This is a genomic window from Enterobacter bugandensis, from assembly GCF_900324475.1.
GTDB lineage: Bacteria > Pseudomonadota > Gammaproteobacteria > Enterobacterales > Enterobacteriaceae > Enterobacter > Enterobacter bugandensis.
In genome coordinates this window covers 3,590,404-3,613,626 of the sequence record NZ_LT992502.1, presented here as the reverse complement: position 1 = coordinate 3,613,626, position 23,223 = coordinate 3,590,404, and the positions used below count along the sequence as shown (strand labels likewise).

Annotated in this window: 28 protein-coding genes and 1 other annotated feature; of the genes, 15 read left to right on the top strand and 13 right to left on the bottom strand. The window is 54.2% G+C overall.

Features of this window, described 5'->3' with window-relative positions; translation table 11 throughout:
* The first annotated feature begins 110 nt into the window (after window positions 1-110).
* Window positions 111-548, top strand: coding sequence for a type II toxin-antitoxin system RatA family toxin (locus DG357_RS17425; protein WP_008502504.1), 438 nt, complete (start codon window positions 111-113; stop codon window positions 546-548).
* Complete coding sequence (locus DG357_RS17420; protein WP_088204859.1) at window positions 538-825, top strand: RnfH family protein; 288 nt, start codon at window positions 538-540, stop codon at window positions 823-825. The genes DG357_RS17425 and DG357_RS17420 overlap by 11 nt, the downstream gene beginning before the upstream one ends.
* Window positions 826-927: 102 nt before the next feature.
* Here DG357_RS17420 and bamE read toward each other — a convergent pair whose 3' ends face one another.
* The 3 genes from bamE to nadK form a co-directional block, all read right to left on the bottom strand.
* Complete coding sequence (gene bamE / locus DG357_RS17415) at window positions 928-1,266, bottom strand: outer membrane protein assembly factor BamE (RefSeq protein ID WP_028014132.1); 339 nt, start codon at window positions 1,264-1,266, stop codon at window positions 928-930.
* Window positions 1,267-1,404: 138 nt separating this feature from the next.
* Entirely contained in the window at window positions 1,405-3,066 is a 1,662-nt protein-coding gene (gene recN, locus DG357_RS17405; RefSeq protein ID WP_048957964.1) for a DNA repair protein RecN, read from the bottom strand.
* Window positions 3,067-3,151: 85 nt separating this feature from the next.
* Window positions 3,152-4,030, bottom strand: coding sequence for an NAD(+) kinase (nadK, locus tag DG357_RS17400; RefSeq protein ID WP_008502500.1), 879 nt, complete (start codon window positions 4,028-4,030; stop codon window positions 3,152-3,154).
* 122 nt (window positions 4,031-4,152) lie between these two features.
* Between nadK and grpE the strand changes: the two genes are divergently transcribed.
* Window positions 4,153-4,746: a nucleotide exchange factor GrpE gene (grpE, locus tag DG357_RS17395; RefSeq protein ID WP_032644906.1), complete on the top strand. Its 594-nt coding sequence runs from the start codon at window positions 4,153-4,155 to the stop codon at window positions 4,744-4,746.
* A 51-nt stretch (window positions 4,747-4,797) separates the two neighbouring features.
* On the opposite strand, the gene DG357_RS17390 is transcribed toward grpE, so the two are convergent.
* Window positions 4,798-6,084 carry an HlyC/CorC family transporter gene (locus DG357_RS17390; protein WP_032644905.1) on the bottom strand — a complete coding sequence of 429 codons (1,287 nt, stop codon included), beginning with the start codon at window positions 6,082-6,084 and terminating at the stop codon, window positions 4,798-4,800.
* A gap of 19 nt (window positions 6,085-6,103) precedes the next feature.
* The gene (locus DG357_RS17385) at window positions 6,104-6,895 is read right to left on the bottom strand and encodes a cytochrome C assembly family protein (RefSeq protein ID WP_032645009.1); all 792 of its coding nucleotides are present in this window, start codon (window positions 6,893-6,895) and stop codon (window positions 6,104-6,106) included.
* A gap of 166 nt (window positions 6,896-7,061) precedes the next feature.
* Between DG357_RS17385 and ffh the strand changes: the two genes are divergently transcribed.
* The 7 genes from ffh to DG357_RS17350 all read left to right on the top strand — a co-directional run bounded on the left by ffh (window position 7,062) and on the right by DG357_RS17350 (window position 12,482).
* Window positions 7,062-8,423 carry a signal recognition particle protein gene (ffh, locus tag DG357_RS17380; protein WP_003863132.1) on the top strand — a complete coding sequence of 454 codons (1,362 nt, stop codon included), beginning with the start codon at window positions 7,062-7,064 and terminating at the stop codon, window positions 8,421-8,423.
* A gap of 116 nt (window positions 8,424-8,539) precedes the next feature.
* On the top strand, window positions 8,540-8,788 hold the full coding sequence (gene rpsP / locus DG357_RS17375; protein WP_022649067.1) for a 30S ribosomal protein S16: 249 nt from the start codon (window positions 8,540-8,542) through the stop codon (window positions 8,786-8,788).
* Window positions 8,789-8,803: 15 nt separating this feature from the next.
* Window positions 8,804-9,343 carry a ribosome maturation factor RimM gene (rimM, locus tag DG357_RS17370; protein ID WP_003863136.1) on the top strand — a complete coding sequence of 180 codons (540 nt, stop codon included), beginning with the start codon at window positions 8,804-8,806 and terminating at the stop codon, window positions 9,341-9,343.
* A gap of 31 nt (window positions 9,344-9,374) precedes the next feature.
* A complete protein-coding gene (trmD, locus tag DG357_RS17365) occupies window positions 9,375-10,142 on the top strand; it encodes a tRNA (guanosine(37)-N1)-methyltransferase TrmD (RefSeq protein WP_088204858.1) in 768 nt (255 codons plus the stop codon).
* 43 nt (window positions 10,143-10,185) lie between these two features.
* A complete protein-coding gene (gene rplS, locus DG357_RS17360; protein ID WP_002914145.1) occupies window positions 10,186-10,533 on the top strand; it encodes a 50S ribosomal protein L19 in 348 nt (115 codons plus the stop codon).
* A 132-nt stretch (window positions 10,534-10,665) separates the two neighbouring features.
* The gene (locus DG357_RS17355; RefSeq protein ID WP_088204857.1) at window positions 10,666-11,070 is read left to right on the top strand and encodes a DUF2946 domain-containing protein; all 405 of its coding nucleotides are present in this window, start codon (window positions 10,666-10,668) and stop codon (window positions 11,068-11,070) included.
* A gap of 41 nt (window positions 11,071-11,111) precedes the next feature.
* Window positions 11,112-12,482, top strand: a complete 1,371-nt coding sequence (locus DG357_RS17350; protein ID WP_088204856.1) for a PepSY-associated TM helix domain-containing protein — start codon at window positions 11,112-11,114, stop codon at window positions 12,480-12,482.
* 2 nt (window positions 12,483-12,484) lie between these two features.
* Here the strand turns inward: DG357_RS17350 and DG357_RS17345 are convergent, their stop codons facing one another.
* From DG357_RS17345 to DG357_RS17330, 4 genes are all read right to left on the bottom strand, one after another.
* Window positions 12,485-12,970, bottom strand: a complete 486-nt coding sequence (locus DG357_RS17345) for an OmpA family protein (protein ID WP_088204855.1) — start codon at window positions 12,968-12,970, stop codon at window positions 12,485-12,487.
* 12 nt (window positions 12,971-12,982) lie between these two features.
* Window positions 12,983-14,203 (bottom strand): diguanylate cyclase DgcN, encoded by a 1,221-nt coding sequence (dgcN, locus tag DG357_RS17340; RefSeq protein ID WP_088204854.1) that lies wholly within the window; start codon window positions 14,201-14,203, stop codon window positions 12,983-12,985.
* Window positions 14,196-14,657, bottom strand: coding sequence for a YfiR family protein (locus DG357_RS17335; RefSeq protein WP_408608535.1), 462 nt, complete (start codon window positions 14,655-14,657; stop codon window positions 14,196-14,198). Before DG357_RS17335 ends, dgcN begins: the two co-directional genes overlap by 8 nt.
* A 228-nt stretch (window positions 14,658-14,885) precedes the next feature.
* On the bottom strand, window positions 14,886-15,260 hold the full coding sequence (locus DG357_RS17330; protein WP_041908636.1) for a DUF2799 domain-containing protein: 375 nt from the start codon (window positions 15,258-15,260) through the stop codon (window positions 14,886-14,888).
* A 213-nt stretch (window positions 15,261-15,473) separates the two neighbouring features.
* Here DG357_RS17330 and aroF point away from each other — a divergent pair, with 213 nt between their 5' ends.
* Genes aroF through DG357_RS17315 form a run of 3 tightly spaced genes read left to right on the top strand, consistent with a single transcriptional unit; the run spans window position 15,474 to window position 18,609 of the window.
* Window positions 15,474-16,544 (top strand): 3-deoxy-7-phosphoheptulonate synthase AroF, encoded by a 1,071-nt coding sequence (aroF, locus tag DG357_RS17325; protein WP_041908638.1) that lies wholly within the window; start codon window positions 15,474-15,476, stop codon window positions 16,542-16,544.
* A gap of 10 nt (window positions 16,545-16,554) precedes the next feature.
* A complete protein-coding gene (gene tyrA, locus DG357_RS17320; protein ID WP_028014119.1) occupies window positions 16,555-17,676 on the top strand; it encodes a bifunctional chorismate mutase/prephenate dehydrogenase in 1,122 nt (373 codons plus the stop codon).
* Between the two features lie 60 nt (window positions 17,677-17,736).
* Window positions 17,737-18,609 carry an SMP-30/gluconolactonase/LRE family protein gene (locus DG357_RS17315; RefSeq protein WP_047366678.1) on the top strand — a complete coding sequence of 291 codons (873 nt, stop codon included), beginning with the start codon at window positions 17,737-17,739 and terminating at the stop codon, window positions 18,607-18,609.
* Here the strand turns inward: DG357_RS17315 and pheA are convergent.
* From pheA to bamD, 4 genes are all read right to left on the bottom strand, one after another.
* Window positions 18,606-19,766, bottom strand: coding sequence for a bifunctional chorismate mutase/prephenate dehydratase (gene pheA / locus DG357_RS17310; RefSeq protein ID WP_028014117.1), 1,161 nt, complete (start codon window positions 19,764-19,766; stop codon window positions 18,606-18,608). The genes DG357_RS17315 and pheA overlap by 4 nt on opposite strands.
* Before the next feature lie 30 nt (window positions 19,767-19,796).
* Window positions 19,797-19,922: a sequence feature (Phe leader region), on the bottom strand.
* Complete coding sequence (gene pheL, locus DG357_RS17305; RefSeq protein ID WP_100249759.1) at window positions 19,874-19,921, bottom strand: pheA operon leader peptide PheL; 48 nt, start codon at window positions 19,919-19,921, stop codon at window positions 19,874-19,876. Its footprint overlaps the feature before it by 48 nt.
* A gap of 103 nt (window positions 19,923-20,025) precedes the next feature.
* Window positions 20,026-20,367, bottom strand: a complete 342-nt coding sequence (gene raiA, locus DG357_RS17300; RefSeq protein WP_003863162.1) for a ribosome-associated translation inhibitor RaiA — start codon at window positions 20,365-20,367, stop codon at window positions 20,026-20,028.
* 268 nt (window positions 20,368-20,635) lie between these two features.
* On the bottom strand, window positions 20,636-21,373 hold the full coding sequence (bamD, locus tag DG357_RS17295) for an outer membrane protein assembly factor BamD (RefSeq protein WP_023308867.1): 738 nt from the start codon (window positions 21,371-21,373) through the stop codon (window positions 20,636-20,638).
* Between the two features lie 131 nt (window positions 21,374-21,504).
* Between bamD and rluD the strand changes: the two genes are divergently transcribed.
* Together rluD and yfiH are read left to right on the top strand one after the other, a co-directional pair.
* Complete coding sequence (gene rluD, locus DG357_RS17290) at window positions 21,505-22,485, top strand: 23S rRNA pseudouridine(1911/1915/1917) synthase RluD (RefSeq protein WP_028014116.1); 981 nt, start codon at window positions 21,505-21,507, stop codon at window positions 22,483-22,485.
* Window positions 22,482-23,213, top strand: coding sequence for a purine nucleoside phosphorylase YfiH (gene yfiH, locus DG357_RS17285; RefSeq protein WP_088204852.1), 732 nt, complete (start codon window positions 22,482-22,484; stop codon window positions 23,211-23,213). Before rluD ends, yfiH begins: the two co-directional genes overlap by 4 nt.
* The last annotated feature ends 10 nt before the right edge of the window (window positions 23,214-23,223 follow it).

The window sequence follows — 23,223 nt, the reverse complement described above, 5'->3', positions numbered from 1 at the left end:
TTGCGTCCTGTGAGGTCTAACGCGCTATCTTAGCACGAGATGAGGCTTAGCGTTTTTTTAACAGGTGATAAATGTTATTATTTGTCCGTTGTGTGACCATGGAAAATGCTATGCCTCAGATTAGCCGTACTGCGCTCGTTCCTTACAGCGCGGAACAAATGTATCAGTTAGTGAACGATGTTCAGTCTTATCCAGAGTTTATCCCGGGATGTACCGGGAGCCGCGTTCTGGAGTCTGGCCCGACGCAGATGACTGCGGCGGTGGATGTCTCCAAAGCGGGGATCAGCAAGACGTTCACCACCCGCAATACGCTGACAAACAATCAGAGTATTTTGATGCATCTGGTGGATGGTCCATTTAAAACCCTGATGGGTGGCTGGAAGTTTACGCCACTGAGCGCTGACGCCTGCCGCATTGAGTTCCATCTGGACTTTGAGTTCACCAATAAGCTAATTGAGCTGGCGTTTGGCCGCATCTTTAAAGAGCTGGCGTCAAATATGGTTCAGGCGTTTACCACCCGCGCCAAAGAGGTTTACAGTGTCGCATAAGATTGCTGTAGAGGTGGTCTACGCGCTGCCGGAGAAGCAGTACCTACAGCGTGTAATGCTGGAAGAGGGTGCCACCGTTGAGGCGGCTATCCGCGCGTCCGGCATCCTTGAGCTTCGCAGAGATATCGACCTGGCGAAGAACAAGGTCGGGATTTACAGCCGTCCGGTGAAGCTGGGCGACGTGTTGCAAGAGGGCGATCGGGTGGAGATTTATCGTCCACTGATTGCCGACCCGAAAGAGCTGCGTCGCCAGCGTGCGGAGAAGGCGGGTAAGTAGCGCTTCTTCCCCTCACCCTGTTCCTCTTCCCAAAGGGGGGAAGGGATAAAGAAAAACAAAAAAGGTGCTCGTTGAGCACCTTTTTGCATTTCTGGCTTCTGATTATTTTGTCAGGGCAGGTTTGTTATCGATGTTGGTCAACACACCGGCGCTGCTGAAGGTCAGCGTCAGGGTCTGCTGGGTCACGCTTTCGTGGCCTGGCTGCTGACGGAATACATAGAACCAGGTGTTAGTGCCGAACGGATCGGTCATCATCGGGGTTCCCAGTGCATAAGCGACCTGCTGTTGTGTCATCCCCACGCGGATTTTGGACACATCGTTAGGGGTAAGGTAGTTCCCCTGGTTGATGTCAGGACGGTAAACCACTTTCTCCAGAGTGGAACAGCCTGCGGTCAACATCAGAAGAACCGCTGCGGCAGCGGTCAGCATTTTACAACGCATAGTGATTTGATTCCTTTTCGGGCCCGAGCAGAACGCGGCTCATATGTAATATGCCGATGATAATAGACCTTGCCCCACTTTGAAACCGGTCTGGCGGCGTTTTTGTTGTTCTGTATGACCCTGAGATCCCGAAAAAGTTTATGCCGCCAGCAGTTCTTTCGCGTTCGCGAGCGTATTACGCGTGACTTCACTGCCGCCGAGCAGTCGTGCCAGCTCCTGAAGACGCGCGCGTTTATCCAGCGGCTTCATGTGCGTTTCGGTCATTTCGCCGTCGGTTTCTTTACTGACAATAAAGTGATGATGACCACAGCCCGCGACCTGCGGCAGGTGGGTGACACACATCACCTGCGTTGATTCACCTAGCTGGCGCAGCAGTTTACCCACCACTGCCGCCGTTGGGCCGCTGATGCCGACATCCACTTCATCGAAAATCAGCGCCGGGGTTTCCATTTTACGCGCGGTAATCACCTGAATCGCCAGCGCAATACGCGACAGTTCACCGCCGGATGCCACTTTGGAGATTGCCTGCAGCGGCTGCCCAGGGTTGGTGGTGACGCGGAACTCGATGCGATCCGCCCCTTCTGCCGTCAGGTGGTTCTCTTCAAAACGGACATCAATAGTGAATACACCGTGCGGCATCGCCAGCGTGTGCATGCTGTCGGTGATGTGCTGGCTTAGCTCCTGAGCGTAATGTTGACGGATCTCATGCAGTTTTTTCGCCGTGGTCAGCGCCTGCTGATGATGCAGGTTCACGGCCAGAGAGAGGGTTTCCTGCGAATCCGCCTGATCGTCAAGCTGCTGCTGTTCTTCGAGCAGAGACTGATAATAGCCTGGTAGTTCTTCCGGCGTGACATGGTGCTTGCGCGCCAGTGAAATCTGACGAGAAAGGCGCTGCTCCAGCTCAAACAGGCGGTTCGGGTCGAGGTCCAGCCGTTCACAATAATGACGCAGTTCGTCACTGGCTTCTGAGATTTGAATCGCGGCCTCTTCCAGCATATCCAGTACGCCAGAAAGCTTACTGTCCATGCCGGCCAGTTCGGTGACCAGTTGACGGACATTGTACAGCTGGCTCTGCAGGTTAACGTCTTCGCCATCTGCCAGCATGTTGAGGGCATTCTGGCTGGTTGAGAGCAGGTGGCCGCTGTTGGCGAGGCGCTTGTACTCTTCGTCAATTTGTTCAAACTCACCCGCCTGCGGGTTGAATTCGTTCAGCTCTTTAAGCTGGTACGCCAGCAGCTCCGCACGCGCGGCGCGCTCCTGGCTTTGCTGCTGGTGCTGGGCGAGCTCGCGGCAGCTCTGATGCCACTGGCGGTAGTGCTCCGCCATAAGCTGAGTAAGCGCGTACTCACCCGCATAGCCATCAAGCAGGGCTTTCTGCTGTTCTGGTTTGACGAGTTGCTGATGCGCGTGCTGACCGTGGATCTGGATAAGGAGCTGGCCGAGTTCGCGGAGCTGGGAGAGCGGGACTGCCGTGCCGTTGATAAAGCCACGGGAGCGCCCGTCGCTGCTGATCACGCGGCGAAGTAAACACTCACGTCCATCTTCGAGCTGATTTTGTTCCAGCCAGCGCAGGGCTGCAGGGGTATCTTTCAGGGAGAAACGAGCGCAAAGATCGGCACGGTTTGCGCCCATGCGCACCATGTCGCCCTCTGCACGGCCGCCAAGGCACAAGCCGAGGGCATCAATGGCAATGGATTTACCCGCACCGGTTTCGCCGGTGATCGCCGTCATGCCGCTGTGGAAATCGATCTCAAGCTCACGAACAATGGCAAAGTTGCTGATGGTCAGTTGTGCCAGCATAATTGTTTTCCTGTATGAAAAACCATAACTGTGTTTTCATACAGTATAAACTGGTTTTTTATACAGTAAAGTACTGGATGCAAAATCAGAACAATTTTTTTGACCAGCCAAGCTTCGAGCTTAATGTGTTGAAATAGCTGTAATCTTTCGGGTGAATCAAATTCAGGTGGTAATCACACCGGCGAATAAGAACATCTTCACCTTCCTGGATTGGCAGCGCGATCTGGCTGTCGCAGCTGATCTCCAGGTCGTTACGGCGGTGCGAGAAGCGCAGACGTATCGTACTGTCGCCGTTAATCACCAGCGGGCGCGCGGAGAGCGTGTGCGGGAACATCGGCACTAGCGTAATAGCATCCAGAGAGGGCGTCAGGATCGGGCCGCCCGCAGAAAGCGAGTAGGCGGTTGAGCCGGTCGGGGTGGAGATAATCAACCCGTCAGAACGCTGGGAAAAGGCAAAGATTTCGTCGATATAAACTTCGAACTCAATCATGTGTGCCACTTTGCCGGGATGAAGCACCACCTCGTTAATCGCGGTGCTGATGCGCTTCTGACAGTCCTGCTGGCACACCTGCGCTTCCAGTAAAAAGCGTTTTTCGCTGATATAATGACCTTCCAGCACGTCGGCCAGCTGTTGCTGCGCGTTGTCCGGGTCGAGGTCGGTTAAAAAGCCGAGATTGCCGCGGTTGATACCGATGACCTTGATGTCATAACGCGCCAGCGTGCGTGCCGCGCCGAGCATGTTGCCATCGCCGCCCACCACCACGGCGAGATCGGCCTGTTGGCCAATTTCCGCCAGCGTGCCGGTTTTGACGCTCTTCAGCTGCAGTTCCTGCGCAATTTGCTGCTCGACCATCACTTCATAGCCTTTGCTACACAACCAGCGATACAACATTTCATGTGTCGTCAATGCGGTAGGGTGACGCGGATGCCCGACGATCCCAATACACCTGAAATGATTATTCATTTTCTGGAGGTCCTTGTGCCTGATGAATGATGACAATCTCTCTTGTTCCCTTGAATCCAGGAAACTGATCCCCATAATAAGCGAAGTTAGCGAGATGAATGCAGAAAAACGCGGAGAAATTCATGAGTAGTAAAGAACAGAAAACGCCTGAGGGGCAAGCCCCTGAAGAAATTATCACGGAACAGCACGATGAAGTTGAGGCTGTAGAGCCAGACGCATCTGCTGAGCAGGTGGACCCGCGCGATGAAAAAATTGCGAATCTGGAAGCCCAACTGGTAGAAGCACAGAATCGCGAACGCGACACCGTTCTGCGCATCAAGGCGGAAATGGAAAACCTGCGTCGTCGCACCGAGCAGGACGTTGAGAAGGCGCATAAATTTGCGCTGGAGAAATTCGTCAACGAACTGCTGCCGGTGATCGATAGCCTCGACCGCGCGCTGGAGGTGGCTGACAAAGCGAATCCGGACAACGCGGCGATGATCGAAGGTATCGAACTGACGCTGAAATCCATGCTCGACGTCGTGCGTAAGTTTGGCGTGGAAGTGATTGCGGATACCGATGTGCCGCTGGATCCAAACGTTCACCAGGCCATTGCGATGGTGGAATCTGAAGAGATTGAAGCCGGTAAAGTGCTGGGCGTGATGCAGAAAGGTTACACCCTGAACGGCCGTACCATTCGCGCTGCGATGGTGACCGTGGCGAAAGCGAAAGCGTAATTTGCTACCTGTAGTGCCGGGTGGCGGCATTCGCCTTACCCGGCCTACGCTTTACTCGGCAATACTTTCCCTAAGTGGCGTAACGGGCAGCACCTTCACCTGCTTAATCATATTGTCCTGCACGTCCAGGATATCAATATCGTACTGCTCAATGCGCACCCGCGTGCCCGCCGCCGGGATCTCTTCAAGCGCTTCCAGAATCATCCCGTTCATGGTACGAGCTTCATCTTCCGGCAAATGCCAGTTAAAGGCTTTGTTGAGTTCACGGATGTTCGCGCTACCGTCAATCAGCACCGAACCGTCGTTCTGCGGAGTCACTTCCTCCGCGAGGGAAGGGGACATCGATGTGGTAAAGTCTCCGACAATCTCTTCCAGAATATCTTCGACCGTCACCAGGCCCTGAATATCGCCGTACTCGTTGACCACCAGGCCGACTTTTTTCTTGTTGCGCTGGAATTTAACCAGCTGCGTGCTGAGCGGCGTACCTTCCGGCACGTAGTAAATCTCGTCGGCGGCGCGCAGCATCACCTCTTTGGTGAACTCTTTTTTCTCGGTCATCAGACGGTAGGCTTCGCGCACGCGCAGCATGCTGATGGCGTCATCCAGCGAGTCGCGATAGAGCACGATGCGCCCGTGCGGAGAGTGCGTCAGCTGGCGGACAATGGCTTTCCAGTCGTCGTTGATGTCGATACCGACGATTTCGTTACGCGGCACCATGATGTCGTTCACGCTCACTTTTTCCAAATCCAGCACCGACAGGAGCATATCCTGATTGCGCCGGGAGATCTGCGAGCGGGATTCGTTCACGATGGTGCGCAGCTCTTCTTTGCTGAGCGCGCTGCTGATAGTGACGTCGGCTTTGATCCCCACCATCCGCATTAAAACGCGCGTGACCATGTTCAGCAGCCAGACCAGCGGCATCATCAGGATCTGCAGCGGTGCCAGCAGGAAGCTGCTCGGGTAGGCCACCTTTTCCGGGTAAAGCGCGGCGATGGTTTTTGGCAGTACTTCGGCAAACACCAGCACCACAAACGTCAGCACGCCGGTGGCAATCGCGACCCCGGCATTGCCGTACAGGCGCATCCCAACGATGGTGCCGAGGGCTGAGGCCAGAATATTGACAAGGTTGTTGCCGATAAGTACCAGGCTTATCAGCCGATCCGGCTTGCGGAGCAGTTTTTCAACGCGGCGGGCGGCACGGTTACCCTGTTTAGCACGATGACGCAACCGGTAACGGTTTAAGGTCATCATGCCGGTTTCCGAGCCGGAGAAATAGGCGGAGATGACCACCATGACGATCAGGATAACGATCAGCGTGGTGGTAGAGATGTGTTCCAGGGGGAACTCCTTTTATAACTTAGCCAGCAAATTGCTGTATGAAGCGGCTGCCAAAATAGGCAAGGGTGAGAATGCCCGCACCCGCGACGTTGAACCAGACGACGCGACGACCGCGCCAGCCTTCATGATAATGGCCCCACAACAGGACAATATAGACAAACCACGCGATGATGGAGAGCACTGCTTTATCGATATTCTCCACGCTGAACAGGTTCTTCATGTAAAACAGGCCGGTGCAGAGCGTGAGCGTCAGCAGCACCACGCCTATCTGGGTGATGTGGAACATCTTACGCTCAATGACCATCAGCGGCGGCATTTCATGGTTGAACGCCAGCTTTTTGTTTTTCAACTGGTAATCAATCCAGGCGAGCTGCATGGCGTAAAGCGCGGCGATGATCAGCGTCGCATAGGCGAACAGTGACAGGCCGATGTGCACCAGCATCCCCGGTGTCGCCTCCAGATGCGTAATGAATTCATTAGGCATAAAGGTGGCTAAAGCCAGATTGATCAGCGCGAAGGTATAGACAATCGGCAGCAGCAGCCAGCCGCGATTTTTAGACGCGACGATGGTCATTACCGTACAGATCATCAGGCTGACCAGCGAGCCGACGTTGAGGACGCTCAGGTTTTGCACGCTGCCGTCGCCGGGAATAATGCGTGATTCCAGCGCAAACGCGTGGCTTATCAGTGCGATGACCGCCGAAAGAATAGCCATGCGCCGCCAGCCGCTGTTTTTTTGCAGCAGTCCGGGAATAATCAGCGCGAGGCTGACAGAGTAGGCAACAAGGGCGATCAGTGCGAAAACAGGCATATAGGCATCGACAGTTGTCTTAATAAGAAAGAGAAGCAGTATAACGTTACGTGACGCCTGCTCCAACCGTTGCATAACAACAAAGGCGCCTTCATGTTATACTCCGGCAAAATTCTGTGTATGTGTCGCTCAATGCGGCCCAACGTTTCTACTCAGGCGAGAGACAATGTTTGATAATTTAACCGATCGTTTGTCGCGCACGCTGCGCAACATCAGCGGCCGCGGACGCCTTACTGAAGAGAACATCAAGGAAACGCTGCGCGAAGTGCGCATGGCGCTGCTGGAAGCAGACGTGGCGTTGCCGGTTGTTCGTGATTTTATCAACCGCGTAAAAGAGAAGGCGGTTGGTCATGAAGTTAACAAGAGCCTGACCCCGGGTCAGGAGTTCGTCAAAATCGTTCGTAACGAACTGGTTTCGGCGATGGGCGAAGAGAACCAGGTGCTTAACCTGGCGGCTCAGCCGCCGGCCGTGGTGCTGATGGCGGGCCTGCAGGGTGCGGGTAAAACCACCAGCGTCGGTAAGCTGGGTAAATTCCTGCGCGAAAAGCACAAGAAGAAAGTGCTGGTGGTCTCTGCGGACGTCTATCGCCCGGCGGCGATCAAGCAGCTGGAAACGCTGGCCGAGCAGGTCGGCGTGGACTTCTTCCCGTCCGACGTTGCCCAGAAGCCTGTCGACATCGTTAACGCCGCGCTGAAAGAAGCGAAGCTGAAATTCTACGACGTGCTGCTGGTGGATACCGCCGGTCGTCTGCACGTTGACGAAGCGATGATGGACGAAATCAAGCAGGTGCACGCTTCTATCAACCCGGTAGAAACCCTGTTTGTTGTTGACGCCATGACCGGTCAGGATGCGGCGAATACCGCGAAAGCGTTTAACGAAGCGCTGCCGTTAACCGGCGTGGTGCTGACCAAAGTCGACGGTGATGCCCGCGGCGGTGCGGCGCTTTCTATTCGTCATATCACCGGTAAGCCGATCAAGTTCCTCGGCGTGGGCGAGAAAACCGAAGCGCTGGAGCCGTTCCACCCGGACCGTATCGCCTCCCGTATCCTCGGCATGGGCGACGTGCTGTCGCTGATCGAAGATATCGAGAGCAAGGTTGACCGCGCGCAGGCTGAAAAACTCGCCAGCAAGCTGAAAAAAGGCGACGGTTTCGATCTGACCGACTTCCTTGAGCAACTGCGTCAGATGAAAAACATGGGCGGCATGGCAAGCCTGATGGGCAAACTGCCGGGCATGGGCCAGATCCCTGACAACGTTAAATCCCAGATGGATGACAAAGTGCTGGTGCGTATGGAGGCGATCATTAACTCCATGACGCTGAAGGAACGAGCCAAGCCAGAAATCATCAAAGGTTCCCGTAAGCGCCGTATCGCTGCCGGTTGCGGCATGCAGGTGCAGGACGTTAACCGCCTTCTGAAACAGTTCGACGACATGCAGCGCATGATGAAGAAAATGAAGAAAGGCGGCATGGCGAAGATGATGCGCGGCATGAAAGGTATGATGCCTCCCGGTTTTCCAGGGCGTTAATCGCTTTTGAGATTGCTTTTTGCCCGAAAATGAGTAAAATTTTCGGGCTTTTAATATGACACCCGGGCTCCGTTCCTCGATGGGGCCCGGTTGTTTTATTCACACAAGAGGATGTTATGGTAACTATTCGTTTAGCACGTCACGGCGCTAAAAAGCGTCCGTTCTACCAGGTTGTTGTGACTGACAGCCGTAATGCACGCAACGGTCGCTTCATCGAGCGCGTTGGTTTCTTCAACCCACTGGCCTCTGGCGCAGAAGAAGAAACCCGTCTGGATCTGGATCGTATCGCTCACTGGGTTGGCCAGGGCGCTACTGTTTCCGATCGCGTTGCTACGCTGATCAAAGCAGCAAACAAAGCAGCTTAATCTGTCACGGTGGTCATGATGAGCAATAAAGCACCTGTTGAACCGATCGTATTGGGAAAAATGGGTTCTTGCTACGGTATCCGTGGTTGGCTCAGAGTGTTTTCCTCCACTGAAGACGCTGATAGCATTTTTGATTACCAGCCCTGGTTCATCCAGAAAGCCGGTAAGTGGGAAGAGGTCGAGCTGGAAAGCTGGCGTCACCACAATCAGGACATCATCATCAAGCTGAAAGGCATTGACGATCGTGATGCCGCGAATGCGCTGACTAATTGTGAAATTGTCGTGGATTCGTCGCAGTTGCCACAGCTGGAAGAGGGCGACTACTACTGGAAAGACCTTATGGGCTGCCAGGTAGTCACCACTGAAGGTTACAGCCTGGGGAAAGTCATCGATATGATGGAAACCGGGTCAAATGACGTTCTCGTCATTAAGGCAAACCTGAAAGATGCATTTGGCATCAAGGAGCGGCTGGTCCCGTTCCTCGATGGACAGGTTATCAAGAAAGTCGATCTCACTACTCAAACCATTGAAGTAGATTGGGATCCTGGTTTTTAAATTCTCCGGATAAACGGTAAAAGACGGCGCTATGTGGATTGGCATAATTAGCCTGTTTCCTGAAATGTTCCGCGCGATTACCGATTACGGGGTAACTGGCCGGGCAGTAAAGAATGGCCTGCTGAGCATCCAGAGCTGGAGTCCTCGTGACTTTACTCATGACCGGCACCGTACCGTGGACGATCGTCCTTACGGCGGCGGACCGGGGATGCTAATGATGGTGCAACCCTTACGGGACGCCATTCACACAGCAAAAGCCGCGGCAGGTGAAGGCGCAAAGGTGATATATCTGTCACCTCAGGGACGCAAGCTTGATCAAGCGGGCGTGAGCGAACTGGCGATGAATCAAAAGCTGATTCTGGTCTGTGGGCGCTACGAAGGGATAGATGAGCGCGTAATTCAAACCGAGATTGACGAAGAATGGTCTATCGGCGATTACGTTCTCAGCGGTGGTGAGTTACCCGCAATGACGCTGATTGACTCCGTCGCCCGGTTTATTCCGGGGGTTCTGGGCCATGAAGCTTCGGCAACGGAAGATTCCTTTGCCGATGGGTTGCTAGACTGTCCACACTATACTCGTCCTGAAGTGTTAGAAGGGATGGAAGTACCGGCAGTGTTACTGTCAGGAAACCATGCCGAGATACGTCGCTGGCGTTTGAAGCAGTCGCTGGGCCGAACCTGGCTTAGAAGACCTGAACTTCTGGAAAACCTGGCTCTGACTGAAGAGCAAGCAAAGTTGCTGGCCGAGTTCAAAACCGAACACGCGCACCAGCAGCATGAACATGATGGGAAGGCGTAATACGCTCCCGAATATCAGTTTACCCAGGATAAGAGATTAAATTATGAGCAACATTATTAAGCAACTTGAACAAGAGCAGATGAAGCAGGACGTACCTTCCTTCCGTCCAGGTGACACCGTGGAAGTGAAAGTATGGGTTGTTGAAGGTTCCAAAAAACGTCTGCAGGCATTCGAGGGCGTGGTTATCGCTATTCGTAACCGCGGTCTGCACTCTGCATTCACTGTTCGTAAAATTTCCAACGGCGAAGGCGTTGAGCGTGTCTTCCAGACTCACTCTCCGGTAGTTGACAGCATTGCTGTTAAACGTCGTGGTGCTGTACGTAAAGCTAAACTGTACTACCTGCGTGAGCGTACTGGTAAGTCTGCTCGTATTAAAGAGCGTCTGAACTAAGATTCGCTTAAGCGACATCCTGTTAGAAAGGGCTGGCCGAAAGGCTGGCCCTTTTTTTATCCCATCGCACCTCTCGCGTTAACCCTTTCGTCATAAATCATTTACAATGCTTGCCTCTTGCATGGAGGGGAAGTGGATAACGTACTGCATCAGCCTAACCGGAAACGCGCAGCGGCATTGACCGCGCTGTTTGCGATCCTGCTGATCGTGGTGGCACCCCTTATCTCCGTCTCGTTGCAGAAAGACCCCATGAGCGCCATGCCGGGCATGCATCATGACATGAGCATGATGTCGATGGACGAGCATCACGGCGATATGCCACACACAATGCCGGTCGACCATGCGGAAGCGTGCGGCTACTGCGTGCTGTTAGCCCACGTGCCGGGCGTGATGCACGCGCTGATAGTGCTGCTCAGTATCGTGCTGCAAAGGCTTCGCGTGAAGCCGCCGCGTCAGGCGGTCAGCCACTGGCACTTTTTCCCCTGGCTTTACCCTGATACCCGCGCGCCGCCGCGGCAGTCTGCTTTTTCCCTTTAAAAAAAATAAATCGATAACTTACTGCCTTAAAAAGGAAAAGTATGACTACCTGCACTCCGCGCGCGGCATGGGGAAACCTGCTGCGTCGTCTCCATTTCTACGTCGGGCTATTTGTCGGCCCGTTTATCTTCTTCGCCGCGCTGACCGGTACGCTGTACGTGGCGACCCCGCAGCTCGAGAATGCGCTCTACCGGCACGCGCTCCATACGGATTCTGTGGGCGAGCCGAAACCGCTGGCGGAACAAATCGCCACGGCGGAAAAGGCCGTTGGCTCAGATTTGCGTTTGCACGCCGTTCGCCCGGGGCTGGTTGAAGGTGAAACCACCCGCGTGATGTTTGCTGACCCGACGCTGGGGTCCTCGGAAAACCGGGCGATCTTTATCGATCCGGTAAGCCTGGCGGTGCGGGGGGATATGACGGTGTACGGCACCAGCGGGATTTTACCGCTGCGTCAGACCATTGATTATCTGCATACCTCTCTGATGCTGGGCGATATCGGGCGGCTCTATAGCGAACTGGCCGCTTCCTGGATGTGGGTGGCCGCACTGGGAGGGATTGCCCTGTGGTTTTATACCCGACCAAAACGCCGGATTAACAATCGCTTCCAGAACCGCCGTCGGGTGCATGTGACGCTCGGCTGGATATTACTGGGGGGCATGCTGCTCTTCTCTGCAACCGGCCTGACCTGGTCCCAGTGGGCGGGGGGGAATGTTGATAAGCTGCGCGCTGAGTTGAACTGGCTAACCCCGCAGGTGAATACGATGCTATCCGGCGTGCCGGAGAGCGTGGATGAGCACGCCGAACACCGTGGCCATCACGGCGGAATGATGATGCCGGAAATGGCGATGGATCTGACGCGGTTTGACGGTGTGTTAAGCGCGGCGCGTAAAGCGGGGATTGATGCCAACAGGCTGGAGATCCGCCCGGCGAAAACAATGGATCGCGCATGGACAGTGACGGAAATCGACCGCAGCTGGCCGACTCAGGTGGACGCCGTTGCGGTTGATCCCGGTACGATGCAGATCCTCGACAGAACCCGATTCGAGGACTTCCCGCTCATGGCAAAACTGACCCGCTGGGGCGTGGATTTCCATATGGGGATCTTATTCGGGGTGGTGAATCAGCTGCTGCTCGTTGCCTTCGGCCTTGCCCTGTGCGTGCTTATCATCTGGGGATACCGGATGTGGTGGATGCGTCGTCCGGCACAGTCGGCAATGAATCCTGTGCAGACGCTTACTCAGAGCTGGCTGGCGCTGTCAGGGTGGGGAAGAGGTGTTACCGTGGTCATCAGCGCACTGCTGGGGCTGGCTTTGCCTGTGATGGGCGTGAGTCTGGCGCTGTTTGTTCTGATTGACTGGCTGCGCTGGCGAGCGGCAACAGGCGTGTCGCTCACCGAATCATCCGCTAAATAATCCTATGGCGCGCTGATAACCACTGACACCCGGCGGTTTTCAGCGCGCCCTTGTGCAGTGCTGTTGCTCGCAATCGGATATTTTTGGCCTAATCCCCGGGTGGTGAGATTGCTGCGCGGGATATTCGCGCCTTTCGCCCAGGCGTCGGCCACGGCATTGGCGCGTTTTAACGACAGGGCTTCGTTGTAGCTTGCTTCACCGTAATTATCCGTATGGCCGTCCATTCGCGCGTGATTCAGGCCAGTTTTCGCCAGACGAGAGGCCATGGACTGGATCTGTGTTTCACTTTCCGGACGCAGTCTGGCGTCATTCTTATCAAAGAGGATGGTGTCCGACATACCAAGCGACCAGTCGCCGTTCAGTTCGTTAAAACCGTATGACTTCATCGCCGCGATTTGCTCAGGAGTAAATTTGCCCTGGGGTGGCGACTGACAGCCTGCCAGAACCAGTGAGGCCATAATTAACGGCGCGAAGTAACGTTTTAACATAGTGTATCCTTTCTAACTTATTGTTTTCGTACGCTGGTTTTTAACCTGGTACATGTTGCGGTCAGCCCTCTCCAGTAATGCTTCCACGGAAGCATTTTCCCACGCCAGAGCAAAGCCAATGCTGAGTGACATCGATGCTTTTTGTCCGTTATGCAGATCAAACGGACGGATAAACTGCTGCGCTAGCGCAGCACAAATGTGTTGAACCTCTGGTTCAGAATGCACCCCGTACAGCACCATGGCAAATTCGTCACCGCCAAGGCGGTAGGACTGATGGCGTTTCTCGCCAAATTCCATCATCCTGCTGGCGACTTCAATCAGCACGCAGTCTCCTGCCGCGTGTCCCCAGGTGTCGTTAATAAACTTAAAATTATCACCGTCGAGAAAGAGCAGGGCCGAGTTTGTTTTTGCCGAGGGGTCATTCATTAATGCCGCAATACTGTTACGAAACGCAGCGCGGTTAGCAAGACCGGTGAGCGGGTCGTGCATGGCGGTACGAAGCAGCTGAGCGTTTTTCGCCTGGAGCTTAAGCTGCCACTCCTCCATCTCGTCCAGCAGGCTGTTGAAGTCTTCTCCAAACTGATGGAATTCTTCAATGCGCCCATCTTTCACCCGACGGGAAAAGTTGCGATTGGTGCGGACGTCATGCACAACGTCGGTGATATTTTGCAGCGCAGTGACCATGCCGCGGTGCAGAGACTGGGTAATGGTGAGCGCGACGACGGTTGCAAAAAGAATACAGCCGGTGAGGACGGCAAACGACATCCAGATGAAATGGCTGATAAGGCTGTCACGCGCGGTAAGACGTATTTCACCTATCTTCGCGCCGTTGTGCAGGATGGGCTGCGCAACCGGAACGGGGAAAAGCCAGCGGCTGACCAGCGCCCCCAGCGTGTCGTTATTATCCTTCGGGTTCCAGGACCAGTAGGCAAAGCGCTTTTTATGCCCGTTGATGACTTCTGCTACGGCAAACTGCCCCTGCTTACCCAGCGCAGCGAGCGTTTCGTTGGCCGCCAGTGAATCGTTGAAAACCAGAGAGGCTTCAAGGCTGTGGCTCATTGTGGCGCCGGTTAATTCGAGATTTTTTTGCGCGTATTGTTTTAATGTTACGACCGAGGCAAAACAGAGCAACAGCCATATTAACGTCATTGTGATGATGACGCTTATCATGCTGTTTCGCCTCAGCGTTCTTTTAAACGTCGGACGCTGCGTCGAGATGAAATCTTTATCCATGCTGCTTATTCCGTGCAAGCATCAATACATCCGGGTTAACCCTGACGCCACTGCGTGTCAACGCATCCAGATTGACGGAAAATCGCACCTGGCCACGATCGATTATCAGGCAAAAGGCGCTGCCAATAACACATTCCGGATTTTGCTCTGAGATTAATAGCAATGCTCTGCCCTGATATTGACTTATTAATTCAAGTTGTTTCGCAGGTGGTTCAGTCCCGAAATAAACAGCATCGCATGTCGCGGCCAGGGCTTCCCGATCGTTACGTACAATAACGGGGGTATAAGGTAACTCGTTATGCCCCTGGTCTTCGCTGAGCGCGTGCGTATAGTGAGAAGTGGCATAGATGCAGAGTTTAGGCTGACCGGAAAGCGACGGCCATCGCGTATAACTCACTATGCCTGAGATAATAGAACGTACCGATTTATCTGTCTCCGAGAGCGCGCCTGCCATCGCCGGGCCCACCATAAGGAACAGCATTAGCACCAGAGTGAGTCGGAACAAAGAGTTCAAGTATAAATTTCTCACCAGAATCCGCCGTACCGCTCCGGAAATAGATGTCCTTAAGAGTTGCGGGCAGAATACCATTGTTTATCAGAACCGTCATTATGTCAGAAATAGCCCATGGCTGACCTAAGCTAAATCCTACAGTTGTTTATTTTCCAAAGAATAAAAGCAGACTTAATTAAGCCTGCTGGAACGCATACTTTCATCCATTCCTTTTTGCCATGACGCATGCAGTTTCGCTGCATTTTCAACAGTATCACAACTGGCTGGATAAGATTTGCCCGCTAATCCCCATGCATGAATAAAGCCTTCTTCACACACTTTCTTCTGACCATCAGCATAGCCGCGAAGATATTCATTACGATCGACGTGGGGGTCGTTAAAACTATCGGCCAGGGTCTGGTTATCTTTAACCGGCAGGCCATTTATGGCGTCTTCTTTACCCGCGCTGAACCAGTCCGGGCTCGTCCAGTTGGGCTGGAAAGTGTAAGGATTAATCTGACAGCCCGATAAAAACAGCGACAGCAGGACGAAAGCAATCGATCGCATAACCCTTCTCCTTTTTCTTCAGCATAGCCTGGCGGAAGAAATTTAGAGTGTAATTTAAAGTTTACGATTTTAGCGGCTGATTTTTGCCTTTATTGTGCGACTGTAAACTAATGTGTACGTATTTTGGATTGAAATGTTTACTTTTTATGGTATCGTGGTTTCACCTCACTGAGGAAAACAACTATCGCAAACGAGCTTTACAGGATCGCTATCATGCAAAAAGACGCGCTGAACAACGTACATATCACTGACGAACAGGTTTTGATTACCCCGGATCAACTGAAAGCGGAGTTTCCGCTGAGCGCCGCGCAGGAGGCTCAGATCGAGCACTCTCGCCAGACCATTTCTGACATTATCGCTGGCCGCGATCCGCGCCTGCTGGTGGTTTGTGGTCCTTGCTCTATTCACGATCCTGAAACCGCCATTGAGTATGCGCGTCGATTTAAAGCATTAGCGGAGGAGGTCAGCGATAGCCTCTACCTGGTGATGCGCGTCTATTTTGAAAAGCCACGCACGACGGTTGGCTGGAAAGGATTGATCAACGATCCGCACATGGATGGCTCGTTTGATGTGGAAGCAGGCCTGAAGATTGCGCGTCGCCTGCTGGTGGAGCTGGTCAGCATGGGGCTGCCGCTGGCAACCGAAGCGCTGGATCCAAACAGCCCGCAATACCTGGGCGATCTGTTTAGCTGGTCCGCAATTGGTGCGCGTACGACTGAATCGCAAACCCACCGTGAGATGGCGTCTGGCCTGTCGATGCCGGTTGGCTTCAAAAATGGTACCGATGGCAGCCTGGCGACGGCGATCAACGCCATGCGCGCCGCCGCCATGCCGCACCGCTTTGTTGGGATCAACCAGGCGGGCCAGGTGTGCCTGCTGCAAACGCAGGGCAACCCGGACGGTCATGTGATCCTGCGCGGCGGTAAAGCGCCAAACTACAGCCCGGCGGACGTGGCGCAGTGTGAAAAAGAGATGGAACAGGCGGGACTGCGTCCGGCACTGATGGTAGATTGCAGTCATGGTAATTCGAATAAAGATTACCGTCGCCAGCCAGCGGTTGCGGAATCCGTGGTCGCACAGATCAAAGACGGAAACCGTTCGATTATCGGCCTGATGATTGAGAGCAACATTCATGAAGGTAATCAGTCATCAGAACAGCCGCGCAGCGCGATGAAGCACGGCGTCTCCGTGACGGATGCCTGCATCAGCTGGGAAACCACCGATGCGCTGCTGCGTGAGATCCATAAAGATTTAAGCGGCCAGCTGGCGACGCGTCTGGCTTAAGAGGGTAGTTATGGTTGCTGAATTGACCGCACTGCGCGATCAAATTGATGAAGTGGATAAGGCGCTGCTGGACCTGCTGGCGCGCCGTATGGCGCTTGTTGCCGAAGTCGGTGAGGTGAAAAGCAAATACGGCCTGCCGATTTACGTCCCGGAGCGCGAAGCCTCAATGCTGGCCTCCCGTCGTAAAGAGGCGCAGGCGCTGGGCGTTTCGCCGGATTTGATTGAAGATGTTCTGCGTCGCGTGATGCGGGAATCCTATTCCAGCGAAAACGACAAGGGCTTTAAAACCCTCTGTCCGTCCCTGCGTCCGGTGGTGATTGTTGGCGGAGCAGGGCAGATGGGGCGTCTGTTCGAGAAAATGCTGACGCTTTCTGGCTATCAGGTGCGCATTCTGGAAAAAGAGGATTGGGCACAAGCACCGGAACTGATGAAAGATGCCGGAATGGTTATCGTCAGCGTGCCGATCCACGTGACGGAGCAGATCATCGGGAAGCTTCCTCCTTTACCAAAAGACTGCATTCTGGTGGATCTGGCTTCCGTTAAAAACGGTCCTCTGCAGGCGATGCTGGCTGCGCATACGGGCCCGGTGCTCGGGCTGCACCCGATGTTTGGCCCGGACAGCGGCAGCCTGGCGAAGCAGGTGGTGGTTTACTGCGACGGCCGTCAGCCGGAAGCCTATCAATGGTTCCTGGAACAGATTCAGGTCTGGGGCGCGAGGCTGCACCGCATCAGCGCGGTCGAGCACGATCAGAACATGGCGTTCATTCAGGCGCTGCGCCACTTTGCGACCTTTGCCTACGGCCTGCATCTGGCTGAAGAGAACGTGCAGCTTGAACAGTTGCTGGCGCTCTCTTCACCGATCTATCGTCTTGAGCTGGCGATGGTCGGGCGTCTGTTTGCGCAGGATCCCCAGCTTTACGCCGACATCATCATGTCGTCTGAAAATAACCTGGCGCTGATCAAGCGCTACTATCAACGCTTTGGCGAAGCCATTACGCTGCTGGAGCACGGAGACAAGCAGGCGTTTATCGATAGCTTCCGCAAAGTGGAGCACTGGTTCGGCGATTACGCCACGCGTTTCCAGAGTGAAAGCCGCACGCTGTTGCGCCAGGCAAATGACAGTCGCCAGTAATCCAATGATGTATATACTGAAAGCCAGCAATGCTGGCTTTTTTCATTTTGGGGAACTGTCATGGCTGAACCGCAGCTGCTGTTGAACTACACCGGGCATCTGCCCGAATGCCCGACGTGGAGCGCAGAAGAAAATGCGCTTTACTGGGCGGATATTCTGGAAGGGGAGATCCACCGCTACCACCTGCCGACGGCGGAACATACCGTGCTCTCTTTCCACGAGGAGGTCGGCTGTTTCGCGCTGCGCGAGCAGGGTGGTTTTATCGTTGCGATGCGCACGGGCATCTGGCTAACCGATAAACACGGACTGCTGCGCCGCAAGGTGTGTGATAACCCCTCAAACCCGCAGCTCGCACGTTTTAATGATGGGGGCACCGACCATCAGGGCCGGTTCTATGCGGGCACGTTCTGGGGGCCGGGAGATTACAACGGCGCGCTGCTGATGCGCATCGACAACGACCTGACGCCGAAGGTGATCCAGTGCGATATCCACGGGCACAACGGCCTGGCGTTTAGCCCGGATAAGCAGTGGATGTTTACCTCAGACACGCCCAACGGTGTGATCTTCCGTACCCCGCTTGATGAACAGGGTGAACCCGGCAGGCGTGAGGTGTTTCGTCAGTTTAAAGAGGGCGAGGGGATACCGGACGGTGCGGCGATGGATGTGGAAGGCTGCTACTGGAGCGCGCAGTTTGACGGCTGGCGTATCGCGCGTTTTTCTCCACAAGGGGAGCAACTGGAAGAATACCGCATGCCGGTGCGTTGCCCGACGATGGTCTGCTTTGGCGGCGATGATATGAAAACGCTGTTCATTACCACCACGCGGGAAAATATGGATGCGGAGGAGGTGGCGAAGTATCCGCTTTCCGGAGCCGTCTTCACCCTGCCGGTTAATGTGGCAGGGATGAAGAAAAGCCGTTTTATCGAATGCTAGCTTGGATCGACCGGGACGACGTTTTCGCTCGGATAGCAGCCCAGCACTTTCATTGAACGGGTAATTTCACCCAGTTCGCGCAGGGCTTTCTGCATGGATGCAGATTCCAGGTTGGCCTGGATATCGAGGTAAAACATCTCTTCCCATGGATTACCGTGGATTGGGCGTGATTCCAGCCTGGTCATGATCAAATTGTGGTTGCGCAGCACCAGCAGGGCTTCTACCAGCGCGCCCGCCTGCTGGCCGGTCGCCATCAGCAGCGTGGTTTTCGCCGGCACCTGGTCTGACACGTTGATTGCCTTGCGGGCCAGCACCACGAAGCGGGTGATGTTTTGCGTCTGGTTAGCAAGATTGCGTTCCAGAACCTGTAAGCCATACAGCGCGCCGCCCGCTTCGCTGCCGAGCGCAGCAACGGTTGGGGAGTTAGCTTGCGCTACTTTTTCCATTGCCGCCGAGGTGCTTTCGGTGTACTCAATTTTCCAGTTCGGATAGCGGTTCAGGAACTGGCTACACTGCTGGAAAGGCTGCGGATGGCTGTACACGGTTTCGATCGTGTTCAGGTCCGTTGAACCGGAGACCAGCACGCAGTGATCGATAGGGATCGTCAGCTCGCCGACCAGCGACAGGCTGGTGTGCTGCAGTAAATCGTAGACGTCGTTAATGGCGCCGGAACTGGTGTTTTCAATCGGCACCACGGCGTAATCCGCCTGGCCGGTCTCAACCTGGTTAAAAATATCGGCGAATTTTGCGCAGCCGCTCTCAATAAACTCTTCAAAATGACGTGCGGCATACTGGCGTGCGGCCAGATGAGAGTAGGAGCCTTTAGGCCCGAGGAAGGCGATGCGCGCCGAGTGTGGGTTGGTTTTATTGAGATGCTGCTGGAGTAGCGCTTGCTGGGTTAGAACGGAATCTTCGATGATGAGCTGGAACAGCCGGGTGATGTAATGGGCATCGAGGTGATGCGCTTTACCGAGCTGGATGAGACGCTCCAGCAGATCGCGCTCGCGGTCGATATCACGCACCGGGCGATGGGAGTCCAGCTTGGCTTTGCCCACTTCAACGGCGAGGGCGCGACGTTCGGCCAGCAGCGCCAGTAATTTTTCATCCAGCGCGCTGATTTTTACTCGCAGATCCAGTAACGGGTTTTCCGGTGTCATAGTGTTGCCTGTCTCATTTTATCGTTATCAATAAAAAAGGCCCCCCGGTGTGGGAGGCCTTGTTGTTCGTCTTCGCATTCTTTATCACACGACGAAACGCCTCCCGTTCAGGGGAAGGTAAAAAAGAATGCGAAGAAGAACGGCGTAAGTTTCATAAAGTCATCCTGTGATTGATACCGTTAAAGTACCCGTACTGTTTTCACCCTGTCAATAAAAAACGCGCCCGAAGGCGCGTTGGCGGTACACTCAATTTAAAGGATTACTCTTCTTCAACTTCTTCCGCGAAGCTGGCGTCTTTCACCGACGTTGCGGCGCGACGGGCTTCACCTTTGTGTTGCACTTTATTGAGCTGCCGTTCCAGCTTGTTGATCAAATCGTTAATAGCGGTGTACATATCCTCATGTTTTGCGCTGGCGACCAGATGGCCGTTTGGAGTATTGATAGTTGCGTCAGCGATGAAACCCTGGGGCTCCTTGGACAGGATGATATGTGGATTAATCAAATGTGTTTGCCATTTATCAAGTTTGGCGAGACGGTCTGCGACGTGCTGGCGAATTGCCGGAGTAATTTCCATTTGTTTACTGGTAATGTTCATTGTCATAAATTTTACCTCTTGTCTTTCCGTCTTGGTGATTCCAGCATACCCGACCTAATGTCAAAATGTGTGATTTAGATCACGTTATTTTGTCGGTTTTTGTCAGGGAATCTTTTTTGTGAGGCAGGGCAGGAAGAGATGAGATTTACCTTGTGGAAGGTACGAATTACGGTCATAGTTGACGGGATGTGTTGAGGCTAAAGCGCTTCAGCGGATGTCTGAATTGAATAAAAAAACGGCAGCCTTCGGGCTGCCGTTTTGCATTGAAGCGATATCACGTGTTGCTGCTGTTCGCGGCGATGATTTTCGCCACTTTTTCAGCCTGAGCTGTCATCTGCATCTGACGGTAAGCATTTTCCATCAGCTTCAGGCCGTCACGCGTAGCCTGAGTATCCGGATAATCACGCAGCATACCTTCTACGCGGTTAACCACAGCAACCCATGCGCCACGGCGGGTATAGTATTCCGCAACGGAGTACTCATATTTCGCCAGACGATCTTTCAGGAACACCAGACGTTTGGTCGCGTCGGTCACGTACTGGCTGTTTGGATAGCCGCGCACCAGCTTGGAGAAGTCATTGAAGGCGTCGCGCGCATGCTGCGGGTCACGGTCGGAGCGATCTACGCCGAAGAAGCCCTGCAGGGCGCTGTCGTCCAGCGCCATGTTGGTCAGGCCGCGCATGTACATGACGTAGTCGATGTTAGGATGAGTCGGGTTCAGACGCATGAAACGATCGATAGTTGCCTGAGCCAGCGGCAGATCGGCATTTTTGTAGTAGGCGTAGATAAGATCTAACTGTACCTGCTGCGAATACGGACCAAATGGATAGCGATTATCCAACGCTTCCAGTTGCGTTATCGCCTGTTTCCAGTTACCGTCCTGCAACTTTTGTTGTGCAGTCGCATAGATTTCATTCGGCGGATTGTCAGGGACCTGTTCATTCGAACCGGAGCAGCCCACCAAAGCCAGGCTCAACGTGGCCGCTGCCACCAGATATTTCATGCGCGTCATGACGTTTTGACTTTCCTCAAATGTTTGTCCGGGAGAAACTCTGTTCCTGCTCCCGATTAAGACCAGCTACAATAGCACACTATATTAAACGGCAAAGCCGTAAAACCCAACGTTAAACAAAGAAGCAGTTTATGGCACAACGAGTAGAACTCACCGCAACAGTCTCCGAAAATCAGCTCGGTCAACGCTTAGATCAGGCTTTGGCCGAATTGTTCCCTGATTATTCGCGTTCACGTATAAAAGAATGGATCCTTGACCAGCGCGTGCTGGTAAACGGCAAGATCTGGGACAAACCAAAAGAGAAAGTGTTTGGTGGGGAAGCTGTTGCCATCAATGCTGAAATCGAAGAGGAAATCCGCTTCGAGCCGCAGGATATCCCATTGGACATCGTCTATGAAGATGATGACATTCTGGTGATCAACAAGCCGCGCGACCTGGTTGTTCATCCGGGCGCAGGGAATCCAGACGGTACGGTACTTAACGCACTTCTTCATTATTATCCGCCGATTGCGGATGTCCCACGTGCAGGCATCGTTCACCGTCTGGATAAAGACACCACCGGTCTGATGGTGGTGGCGAAGACCGTTCCCGCTCAGACCCGTCTGGTGGAGTCGCTGCAGCTGCGTGAGATTACTCGCGAATATGAAGCGGTGGCGATTGGACACATGACCGCTGGCGGCACGGTAGAAGAGCCGATCAGCCGTCACCCGACGAAACGTACCCATATGTCGGTGCATCCGATGGGTAAACCGGCGGTGACGCACTATCGCATTATGGAGCATTTCCGTATTCATACCCGCCTGCGCCTGCGCCTGGAAACCGGTCGTACTCACCAGATCCGCGTTCACATGGCGCACATTACCCATCCGCTGGTGGGGGATCAGGTGTACGGCGGTCGTCCGCGTCCGCCAAAAGGCGCGTCGGATGAGTTCATCAGCGTACTGCGTAAATTCGATCGTCAGGCGCTGCATGCGACCATGCTGCGTCTTTATCACCCGATCAGTGGTATTCAGATGGAATGGCATGCGCCTATCCCGCAGGATATGGTGGAACTCATTGATGCCATGCGTGCCGATTTCGAAGAACATAAGGATCAAGTGGACTGGTTATGACCAAACTGATTGTCCCGGAGTGGCCGCTGCCTGCAGGCGTGGCCGCCTGTAGTTCGACCCGTATTGGCGGCGTGAGCCAGGGCGCGTGGGAGTCTTTAAACCTCGGCGCGCACTGCGGCGACAGCCTGGAACACGTTGAAGAGAACCGCACGCGTCTGTTTGCTGCGGGAAATCTGCCGTCGAAGCCGGTTTGGCTGGAGCAGGTTCACGGCAAAGCGGTACTGAAGCTGACGGGAGAACCTTACGCTTCCAAACGCGCCGATGCTTCTTACAGTAATACGCCGGGTACGGTTTGTGCCGTAATGACCGCCGATTGTCTGCCGGTTCTGTTTTGTAACCGTGCCGGTACGGAGGTGGCAGCAGCGCACGCGGGCTGGCGTGGCTTATGCGAGGGCGTGCTGGAAGAGACCGTCGCCTGCTTCAATGATGATCCCGCCAATATCATGGCCTGGCTAGGTCCGGCGATTGGCCCTCGTGCTTTTGAAGTGGGGCCGGAGGTTCGCGAAGCATTCATGGAAAAAGATCCGCAAGCCATTGAGGCCTTCCTGCCTGCCGGGGAAAAATATCTGGCGGATATTTACCAGCTTGCCCGCCAGCGTCTGAATAATATTGGCGTATCGCAGATCTTCGGCGGCGATCGCTGTACGTTCACCGAAAAGGGTGATTTTTTCTCCTATCGCCGCGACAAGACGACGGGTCGTATGGCAAGTTTCATTTGGCTGATATAACCTAAAGAAT